This is a genomic window from Salinactinospora qingdaonensis, from assembly GCF_039539445.1.
In the GTDB taxonomy this organism is placed as follows: Bacteria; Actinomycetota; Actinomycetes; order Streptosporangiales; family Streptosporangiaceae; genus Salinactinospora; species Salinactinospora qingdaonensis.
In genome coordinates, this window is record NZ_BAABDD010000032.1 from 46,218 (window position 1) to 53,167 (window position 6,950).

The following is a 6,950-nucleotide window of genomic DNA, read 5'->3' on the forward strand; positions in this document are numbered from 1 at the left end:
AGTCACCACAAGCCTCCACCCGGATTGCCAATGTGTTGCGCGACACATTAGGAAGGCGGGTGTGACCTCGGTAACCATCTGACGGCCGAACGACGAGTGGCGCGACGAGCGGTCGATGAACGGTCCCGGGGGCGCGACGAGCGGCTCCGACGGTGCGGTTGTCACCCGGGCGCGGGGCGCCGTGGCCGCTCGTCGTCGAGATGCAGCCGCAACATCGCCGTGCGCGCCCACGGCGCCGGGCGACCCCACAGCGACACCGTCACCATGGTCACGAACGCCAGCGGCACGGCCCACGGCGCGGGCTGGGTGATCAGGATCTCGCGCCACCCGTCCAAGGGCGGGCCGAACAGGGCCATGGCGATGGCGCTTGAGGAGGCCAGCAACCCCGCCAGGACCCCGCTGATCGCGCCGGCCGCCGTCAGCCGCGCCCACCACACCCCTAGCACCAGCAGCGGACAGAAGGTCGCGGCGGCCACAGTGAAGCCCCACGTCACCAAAACCCCGGCGTCGATGCTGGCCGAGGGCAGCGCCAGCAGCACCATGACCGCGGCCGTGACCACCACGGTGATCCGCAGCCGGCGCAGCCCGCCGGGCAGCAGGTCGTGCGCGATCGCCCCGGAGATCACCAGCAGCAGGCCCAGCGAGGTCGCCAGGAATGCCGCGAACGCGCCGGCGGTCAGCAGCGCCGTGACCGTCGTGCCCGCCCAACCGGTGTCGACCTGGGCGGGCAGCGCCACCACCACGGTGTCGGTGGCCCCCGACAGGTATAACTCGGGCACCAACACCCGGCCCAGCGCGCCGTAGATCCCCGGGAACAGGTAGAACACGCTCACCAGCGCCACGGTGATGCCGGCCGTGCGGCGGGCGGCGCGCCCGTCGGGACTGGTGTGGAAGCGCATGATGATGTGCGGCAACCCCATGGTGCCCAGCGCGATCGCGAACAGCACGGCCCACGTGCCCAGCAACGGATGCCCCGCCTCACCCAGATCCAGCAGTGGACGCTGCCACTGCGCGCCCCCCAGCACTGCGGCGTCGCGGATGTCGGGCACGGGGGCGTCGTCGCGAAACACCACGGTGGTCCCGGCGGGCACGGTGTGCTCGCCCGGCGCCAGCACCGTGGGCTCACCGCCGGAGACCACCGGCGTGGGCTCCTCGATGCCCAAGGTGGCCCCGGTCTGAAACGATACGGGCGTGTCGCCGGAGAACCGGTCGAACTCCACCGGGTGCACCGCGTCGTGGCGCACCTGCGGGCCGACCTGGGCCAGCAGCCAGACAGCGGGCACGATGAACAACAGTAGCTTCAGCGCGAACTGGAACGCCTGGACGTAGGTGGCCGCCCGCATCCCGCCCAGCGCCAAGGTGGCGCTGATCACGCCGCCGGCGATCACCACTCCCACCCAGTAGGGGGTGCTGCTGACCGCGCTGAACACCAGCCCGGCGGTGCGGAACTGCGGCACCAGGTACAGCAGCCCGATCACCAGCACCACCACCGCGCTCAACCGCCGTAGCGCCGGCGAGGCCAGCCGCGCTTCGGCGAAGTCGGGCACGGTCAATGCACCCGAGCGTCGCATCGGGGCGGCGACGAGGATGAGCATCGCCAGATAGCCGGCGGTGAACCCCACCGGGTACCACAGTGCTCCCATCCCGTTCTTGACCACCAGCCCGGCCACGCCCAGAAACGACGCCGCCGACAGGTACTCGCCGGAGACCGCCGCGGCGTTGAGCCACGGCGACACCCGCCGTGAGGCCACGAGGAAGTCTGAGGTGCTGCGCATGGCTGCCACCCCGCGCAACCCGATCAGCAGCGTCGCCACCACGAGGGGAGCCACCGCGAGCAGCGCGACCATCAGCGTTCCTCTGCTCGCTCGGCACGCCGCAGTTGCCAGTAGGCCAGCGCCACCATGGCGGGGTAGGGCAGCACCGCCAGCATCCCCCACGACAGTGGCAACCCCGCGAGCCGGATGTGGTCCAGCTCCGGCCACACCGCGAACACCAAGGGCAGCCCGAACACCAGCCCCAGGAGCGCGACCAGCGCCAGCAGGCCCTGGCGGCGTTGGCGACGGTAGAGGACGGCGGCGCGTTCGGTCTCGCCCGTGTTCAGCCGGGGCACCCGCCAGCGCCCGCGACCCCAGCCCCGAGCGTGGGCGAGCCTGGTCTGCGGGCTCATCACCGCGGTCCGTTTGGCGCGCTGCATCAGGCCCGCCGCCCGGTGTCGGCCTCGCTGTCCTGGGTCGCCCGCAGGAGCCGCTCCCGCAGTTCCCGCGCGTGCCGGCGGCTCACCGGCACGTCCCCCAGATCGGTGTGGGCCAGCAGCCCGCCGCGCGCGTCGCTGCGCAGCTCGCGCACCGCCCGTAGCGACACCAAAAATCCGCGGTGCACGCGGACGAAGCCGGTGGGCGACCAGTACTCTTCCAAGCGCGAGATCGGCATCCGCACCAGATGCGCGGCTGCGGGCGTGTGCAGCCGCACGTAGTCGCCGTTGGCCTCCACGAAACGCACGTCCTCACGGCGCACGTAGCGGGTGCGTCCCGCCGCTTCCACCGGCACCACGGCCAGCGCGTCGGGCGGGTCGGCGGACTGCTCGGCCACGACCTCGGCCAGGGCCATGCGCTTGACCTTGGTCAGCGCCATAGCCAGCCGTTCGGCCCGTACCGGTTTGAGGAGGTAGTCGACGGCGCCGATGCCGTAGGCCGTGACGGCGTGGCGATCGTAGGCGGTGACGAATACGATCACCGGCGGATCGTTGAGCCTGGACAGCAGGGAGGCCAGCTCGATCCCGTCCAGCCCTGGCATCGAGATGTCCAAAAACACCGCGTCGAAGTGTTCGGCCTGGATGCTTTTCAGAGCGCTGATCGGATCGTCGGCGGCGACCACCTCGGCCACCTCGGGCGCCTGGCGCAGCAGCCGGCACAGTTCCTCGATGGCTAGGGGAGCATCGTCGACGGCCAGGACGCGCAGCCCTTCGGCGGCGGCCATCACGGCATCACCCCCGGCTGGAACCGGGGGACCCGCACTACGACCCGGGTGCCCGCGTCCACGGCGGTCTCGACCACCAGGCCGTACCAGGCGCCGTAGACGTGGCGCAGCCTGCGGTCCACGTTGGCCAGCCCGACGCTGCCGTTGCTGCTGTCGCCGGCGAGGATGGCCTTGGCCCGGTCGGGGTCCATGCCCGCCCCGTCGTCCTCCACGGTGATGACGCAGTCGTTGCCCGAGGCTTCCCCGGACACCTGCACCAGGCCCGCCTCCGAGTGCGGCTCGATGCCGTGCCGCACCGCGTTTTCCACCAGCGGCTGCAACACCAGGTAGGGCACGGCCACGCCCAGCACCTCGGGAGCGACCCGGACCTGTACGCGCAGCCGATCTCCCAGGACGACCCGTTGCAGCACCAAGTACGCCTCGATCGCGTGGAACTCGTCGGAGACCGTCGTGTAGTCGCCGCGCCGCGCCAGGCTGTAGCGCGTGTAGTCGGCGAAGTCGGTCATGAGATCCCGCGCGCCCTCCGGGTCGGAGTGCGTCAGGGAGGCGATCGCGGTGAGAGCGTTGTAGACGAAGTGCGGGGAGATTTCGGCGCGCAGCGCACGCAGTTCGGCCTGCTCGGCCTCTTCGGCCGACGCCTGGAGTCGGCCGCGCTCCACCGCGCCGGCGACCCACGCGGCGGCCTCGCGCACCGTCGACCGTTTGGTGGCTCCCGAGACCACGAGTACTCCCGCCAGCTCGTCGTTGACGTGCAGCGGGACTGCCATCAGGGGAGGCTTTTCGCTGGGGGCCTCGGTGTGCAGCACCCGGTCCACCAACGCCTTGGTGGTCTCCGCGGCGGCCGGGCGGCCCGCCCACAGCGGCGAGCCGGTCAGGTCGGTCACCGCCAGACCCGGCACGCCCAGCAGTCGGCGCAGTTGGCGCGTGGCTGTCTCGGCACCACCTCCGGTGAGCCCGTCCTTGAAACGTTCGACGATCATGCGGGCGGTGCGCAGCGTGGCGATCGGGTCGGCGGGGTCGCGCGACGGCCATGCACGCAACGGCCGCCGTCGGGGTTTGTGGTCGGTAGGCGTCTGCATCGGCGGTTCCACCATTCGGGGGAAGCAAGCGGGGGATGCGGACAAATCCTAAATCGCGACCCCGGCGATGGAACACGCTGTTCAGCGGAAATTACGAGTAGCCGCCCCCGTCACGGCCAGGGGAAGCCCGGCCATAACCGGGAACGCGGGGGGTCACTTCGCTGCCGGAACAGCCGGAGGGCCCCATGTTTTTCCTGATGCGAGGTGGGTTGAGCAGCCATGGGGGTTCGGGGGTGTGGTTGCCGCTGGGGTGTTTTCCGTGGCGGTGCGTCCCGCAAAGCTGCCGAGATCGCGCAGCGATCGAGGCGCGAGCGGTCGTGGAACCGTCACCCACCACCGCTGTGGGGCCAGTGTTCTTGTGTGCAAGACGGCCGGGCACGTTCGCCGGACTGTTCTCGACCATGCGAGCAAGGCCATCGCGGTTGCGTGGTGAGGGCTGGGGGTCACAGGCAGTGCGAGCGGTTACCGGGGGTGATGCGCTCTTTCGCTGCGCGATTTCGCCAGCTTGGGTTGCTGTGTTTTTGTCAAGCGGGGTGGGGAGGTGGCGCCGTTCGCTCGTGCCTCGATCGCTTCGCGATCTCGGCAGCCTGTGGGGGTGGGTGTGTCTGGGGGGTGAGGTTTTTGTGGGGGTGGACGGCCTCGGTGGTCAGGGGAGGCTGCTGTAGGCCGGGGCGCGGTGTTGGGGTGGGCGTGGCCTCGGGGCGGGACAGTCGCTCTAGGCGTCCCTGTGTTTGGCGTCCCTGTGTTTTAGGTCCAAGATGCGGGAGGCAACCTCACAACCAGTAGGGCCCTACCTTGCAAGCTTGGGGCTTCAGCCCCGAGAAGCTGACGCGGGTTGTCTCCTGGGCTTGGGGCGTCTCTCGGAGGGCGGTGGGTTGGGTGCAGCTACCTTAAGTGCAGCTCATCCTGGGCTGCTGAGATCGCGAAGCGATCGAGGCACGAGCGGCGGGGAATGTGTATGTCTGGGTGAGTTCCAGCGCCGACGCGCCGAGATCGTGCGGCCATTGAGGTACGAGCGGTGGGGAATGTGTATGTCTGGGTGGGTTCCAGGGTCGAGGGGTCGAGTTTGCGTAGCGGTCGAGGTGTGAGCGGTGGGTTGGGTGCAGCTACCTTAAGTGCAGCTCATCCTGGGCTGCTGAGATCGCGAAGCGATCGAGGCACGAGCGGCGGGGAAGCCTACACGTTCTCTTCAGCCCTGTTCCCCGCCACGCCCCCGCACGGGGACTCGGGTGCCGGCTGCCCAGCCGAGCCGCGGCGCGCCTGCTGTGCTTCCCCCGTCGCGGCCAGGTCAGCCGGTCGGTACGGGTATCGTCGGCTTCCCTGGCCGCCCTTCGTTGGCGCCGCTTACCAGCGGTGGTGGACCTGCGGGCGGATCGCGCGGTCGTAAAGGTCGCGCATAGCCTCCAGCAGTTCGGGCTCCAGCGGCGGCAGGGTGCCCGCTGTGGCGTTGCCGCGAGCCTGCTCGGCGTTGCGGGCCCCGGGGATGACGGTGCTGACGCCGGGCTGCTGCATCACCCACCGCAGCGCGACCTGAGCCGGGCTCGCCCCCTCGGGGCCGTGCTTGGCGGCCAGCGCCGAGAACTCCTCGGCGGCGGCCAGGCCGGTCTCGAAATCCACGCCGGAGAAGGTCTCGCCCACGTCGAACGCCTCACCGCGGCGGTTGAAGGAGCGGTGGTCGTCCTCGGCGAAGGTGGTGTCGGGGCGGTAGCGGCCCGACAGCAGCCCCGAGGCCAGCGGCACGCGCGCGATGATGCCCACGCCGGCTTCGGCCGCCGCCGGCAGCACCTGCTCCAGGGGCTTGCGGCGGAAGGCGTTGAGGATGATCTGCACCGTGGCCACGCCGGGGCGCTGGATGGCGGCCAGCGCTTCGTCGCAGGTCTCCACGCTCACCCCGTAGGCGGCGATGCGCTCTTCGGCCACGAGCGTGTCCAGCGCGTCGAAGGTGGCCTCCCGGGAGTACACCGTCGGCGGCGGGCAGTGCAGTTGTACCAGGTCGAGGGTGTCGACTCCCAGGTTGGCCCGGGAGCGGTCGTTCCAGGCGCGGAAGTTCGCCAGGCTGTACTCTTCGGGCTCTTGGGGGCCGCGCCGTCCCATCTTGGTGGCCACGGTGATGGGGGCGTCGGGGTGGCGGCGCAGGAATTCGCCGATCAGCCGCTCGCTGCGGCCGTCGCCGTAGACGTCGGCGGTGTCGAAGAAAGTGATGCCCGCATCGAGAGCGGCTTCCAGGACTTCGTGGGCGTCACGTTCGGCCACCGTGCCCCAGCTCCCGCCGATCTGCCAGGCGCCCAGGCCGATGGCCGAGACCTCGCGGTTGGTCCGTCCCAGTGTGCGCTGGGGGATCTCGCCGGTCTCGCCGTGTTGTGACACGTCGTCTCCTCGCAGGGTGGCTGTTGGTTGAAACCGTGCCGATCCTAATGGCGGCCGACGCGAGCGGCTAGTCTGGAGCGCTGCCATGCAGTGGGGAAAATGGCGAGAGAGAGTGGTGAATCCCCTGTTCACAGCCGTTTCGCTGCTCGTGGGCCACGGTAGGGGAGGACCGGCGGCCGCTCAGGCGTAGGGATCGGTGGCCGTTGTCGCCCTCGCCGTTAACTCCGCCAACTCGCATTCGACGTCCGCACAGACCGACCGTATGACCTCTTGCATGCGTCGAAGGTGGACGTTTGAGAACACGTCGTTCCGGTATGTGGTCACGAAAGCCACGTGTGTGTGGAGGGCGAGAACGCAGCGCTTTCCGATTATGACCCTTTGTAGTTGTCTGTGAACCGATAGTAGTACGCTTGTTCGTATGCAGCTTCGGTACAGCTTCCGTCTGTACCCGAACGGTCCCCAGCGCGCCGCGCTGGCGCGGGCCTTTGGGTGTGCGCGGGTGGTCTACGTGCGACACGAGGTCGCACC

General features: G+C 69.9%; 7 protein-coding genes. 1 reads left to right on the forward strand and 6 read right to left on the reverse strand.

All coding sequences use genetic code 11. The annotated features are described in order from the left end of the window. Positions 1-161 precede the first annotated feature (161 nt). The 6 genes from ABD848_RS21580 to ABD848_RS25120 form a co-directional block, all read right to left on the reverse strand. On the reverse strand, positions 162-1,847 hold the full coding sequence (locus ABD848_RS21580) for a sodium/solute symporter (RefSeq protein ID WP_344975776.1): 1,686 nt from the start codon (positions 1,845-1,847) through the stop codon (positions 162-164). Further along, positions 1,847-2,167: a hypothetical protein gene (locus ABD848_RS21585; protein ID WP_344975779.1), complete on the reverse strand. Its 321-nt coding sequence runs from the start codon at positions 2,165-2,167 to the stop codon at positions 1,847-1,849. The genes ABD848_RS21580 and ABD848_RS21585 overlap by 1 nt, the downstream gene beginning before the upstream one ends. Positions 2,168-2,193: 26 nt before the next feature. Next, positions 2,194-2,976 (reverse strand): LytR/AlgR family response regulator transcription factor, encoded by a 783-nt coding sequence (locus ABD848_RS21590; protein ID WP_344975781.1) that lies wholly within the window; start codon positions 2,974-2,976, stop codon positions 2,194-2,196. Further along, positions 2,976-4,055 carry a sensor histidine kinase gene (locus ABD848_RS21595; RefSeq protein ID WP_344975784.1) on the reverse strand — a complete coding sequence of 360 codons (1,080 nt, stop codon included), beginning with the start codon at positions 4,053-4,055 and terminating at the stop codon, positions 2,976-2,978. Before ABD848_RS21595 ends, ABD848_RS21590 begins: the two co-directional genes overlap by 1 nt. A gap of 1,344 nt (positions 4,056-5,399) precedes the next feature. After that, a complete protein-coding gene (locus ABD848_RS21600) occupies positions 5,400-6,395 on the reverse strand; it encodes an aldo/keto reductase (protein ID WP_344975790.1) in 996 nt (331 codons plus the stop codon). 207 nt (positions 6,396-6,602) lie between these two features. After that, positions 6,603-6,857, reverse strand: a complete 255-nt coding sequence (locus ABD848_RS25120; protein ID WP_425567644.1) for a transposase — start codon at positions 6,855-6,857, stop codon at positions 6,603-6,605. On the opposite strand from ABD848_RS25120, the gene ABD848_RS21605 reads away from it, so the two are divergent. After that, positions 6,841-6,950, forward strand: a 110-nt coding sequence (locus tag ABD848_RS21605) for a helix-turn-helix domain-containing protein (RefSeq protein WP_344975792.1), incomplete at its 3' end; no start/stop codon positions are given. The genes ABD848_RS25120 and ABD848_RS21605 overlap by 17 nt on opposite strands.

Bases quoted from the DNA above. Each gene is read 5' to 3' on its own strand.
- ABD848_RS21580 (WP_344975776.1), bottom strand. From the start codon at position 1,847: ATGGTCGCGCTGCTCGCGGTGGCTCCCCTCGTGGTGGCGACGCTGCTG.
- ABD848_RS21585 (WP_344975779.1), bottom strand. From the start codon at position 2,167: ATGAGCCCGCAGACCAGGCTCGCCCACGCTCGGGGCTGGGGTCGCGGG.
- ABD848_RS21590 (WP_344975781.1), bottom strand. From the start codon at position 2,976: ATGGCCGCCGCCGAAGGGCTGCGCGTCCTGGCCGTCGACGATGCTCCC.
- ABD848_RS21595 (WP_344975784.1), bottom strand. From the start codon at position 4,055: ATGCAGACGCCTACCGACCACAAACCCCGACGGCGGCCGTTGCGTGCA.